Below are 2,213 nucleotides of genomic sequence, written 5' to 3' on the forward strand. Positions count from 1 at the left end.
CCGACGAGGTCGCCGACGTGGTCGAGGACGGCTGGGCCGACACGTTCGAGCGCCGCGTCGTCGACGTCGGCGGCGTCACTCGCCGCGAGCGCGAGTTCGACCCCGTCGTCGAGACCGACGGCGACGAGATCGCGGTCACCTACGCGCTCACGGACGGCAACGAGCGGCGCGGCGTCGACGACGCGGGCGCGCTGATCGACTTCGTCGAGGGGACGTACGTTCAAGGCGTGATCCCCGGCTACGAGTACACGGGGCCGGTCTCGGAGTTGCTCTCGGCCGCGCGACGGCACGGGAACGACGGCGCGGTCTGACGCGACCCGACTCCTCCGTGGTCGATAGGGGGAAGTGTCGGCGGCCCGTACGACATCCATGCTCGCGCTGTTCGGGTTCGGCAGCCTCCTCGCGCTGGTCGCGTTCCACACGTTCCTCGCCGGGGTCGCCACCCGATTCTTCCGGCTCCAGCTGTCGACGTCGTGGGGCTCGGTCGTGTACACGATCGTCTTGACCCCCCTGCTGTTGCTCGTCTCGACGCTCGTGTTCACCGGCGCGCTCGGCGTCGGGACCGGGATCGATATCGGAAGCTCGACGATCCTGCTGGCGCTGCTCATCGCGCTCCCGCTCGCGCTGGGCGTCGCGATCGACTACCTCTACGTGCCGTCGCCCGAGGAGTACGAACTGCCGGACACGCGCTGACGTGGCGGATATCGCCGAATCAGCGCTCAAGAAGGTCGGCGACGATCGACTCCACCCGCGCGATGACGTCCTCCGGCGGTCGCGTCGCGTCGACGCGGTGGAACCGCCCGGGGTCGGCCTCCAGCAGGCGCTCGTAGTTCTCGCCGACGGCCGCGAGGTAGCCGTCCCGCTCGAACTTGTCCGTCCGGCCGGCGCGCTCGGCCGCGGTCTCCGGGTCGAGATCGAGGTAAACCGTCGCGTCCGGCTCGCGCGAGAACGCCGCGTGGACGCCCTGAACGTACTCCATCGGTCGCTGGATGCCGACGTCGGCGCGCGCGAGCGCCGCCCCCTGGTAGGCGAACCGCGAGTCCGAGTAGCGGTCGGAGATCACTAGATCCCCGTCGGCGAGCGCCGGGCGTATCGTCTCGGAGAGGTGGTTGGCGTGGTCGGCGGTGTACAAGAACAGCTCCGCGAGCGGGTCGGCGTCGACGTCCGCCATCGACTGCGCCACCGCGTCGCCGTACCAGCTGTCCGTCGGTTCGCAGGTGAACGTCGCGTCGGGGTACACGTCGTGGAGCGCCTCCCAGACCGTCGTCTTGCCGCTGCCGTCGAGCCCCTCCAGCGTGATCAGCATGGTGGCGTTCCGCCGCGGCGAGGAATAAACGGCCCGGGTCGCGGCGGCGTCGGACCGCGCGCGATCCGAACGCGCGACCCGCGCTCGGCAGCCCTTTTTAGTGACCGCTCCGCGAACGCCCGCCATGACAGTCGATCCGCCAACCGCTCGCGCGCCCGGAGGGACCGAATGGTAGCGATCGCCGTCTCGCTGTCGCGCGTGGCGGCCGCGCTGGTGTTAGTCGTCCTCAACGGCTTCTTCGTCGCCTCCGAGTTCGCGTTCGTCCGGATCCGTGCCACCTCGGTCGAGGAGATGGTCGAGGACGGGAAGGCGGGCGCGGAGACGCTCCAAGAGGTGATGACCAACCTCGACGACTACCTCGCGGCGACGCAGCTCGGGATCACGCTCGCGTCGCTCGGACTGGGGTGGATCGGCGAGCCCGCGGTCGCGGCGCTCCTCGAACCGGTCCTCGGGCCGCTGCTCCCCGAGAACCTCGTCCATCTCGTCGCGTTCGCGGTCGGCTTCTCGTTCATCACGTTCCTCCACGTCGTCTTCGGCGAGCTCGCGCCGAAGACCATCGCCATCGCGCAGGCGGAGCGGATCTCGCTGTTGCTCGCGCCGCCGATGCGGGTCTCGTACCTGATCTTCGCGCCCGGCATCGCGGTGTTCAACGGGACCGCGAACGCCTTCACGAGCCTGATCGGCGTCCCGCCGGCCTCCGAGAGCGACGAGACGCTCGAAGAGCGCGAGATCCGCCGCGTGCTGGCCCGCGCCGGCGATGCGGGTCACGTCGACGAGTCCGAGGTCGCGATGATCGAGGGGGTCTTCGAGCTCGACGACACCGCGGCCCGCGAGCTGATGGTCCCCCGCCCGACGTGGTCTCGCTGTCCGCGGACGCGTCGCTGGCGGCGGTCCGCGCGACAGTCCT

The 2,213-nt window shown here is 70.3% G+C and carries 3 protein-coding genes and 1 pseudogene; 3 read left to right on the top strand and 1 reads right to left on the bottom strand.

The window, feature by feature from the left end:
• Together BN903_RS02770 and BN903_RS02775 are read left to right on the top strand one after the other, a co-directional pair.
• The coding region (locus tag BN903_RS02770) for a DUF5813 family protein (protein WP_048076462.1) at positions 1-311 on the top strand (311 nt) is incomplete at its 5' end.
• A gap of 58 nt (positions 312-369) precedes the next feature.
• Positions 370-693, top strand: coding sequence for a hypothetical protein (locus tag BN903_RS02775; RefSeq protein WP_048076278.1), 324 nt, complete (start codon positions 370-372; stop codon positions 691-693).
• 19 nt (positions 694-712) lie between these two features.
• Here BN903_RS02775 and tmk read toward each other — a convergent pair whose 3' ends face one another.
• Positions 713-1,306 carry a dTMP kinase gene (tmk, locus tag BN903_RS02780; RefSeq protein ID WP_048076279.1) on the bottom strand — a complete coding sequence of 198 codons (594 nt, stop codon included), beginning with the start codon at positions 1,304-1,306 and terminating at the stop codon, positions 713-715.
• 168 nt (positions 1,307-1,474) lie between these two features.
• On the opposite strand from tmk, the pseudogene BN903_RS02785 reads away from it, so the two are divergent.
• Positions 1,475-2,213: pseudogene (locus BN903_RS02785) on the top strand (hemolysin family protein); the annotation flags it as partial.

The organism is Halorubrum sp. AJ67, from assembly GCF_000513435.1.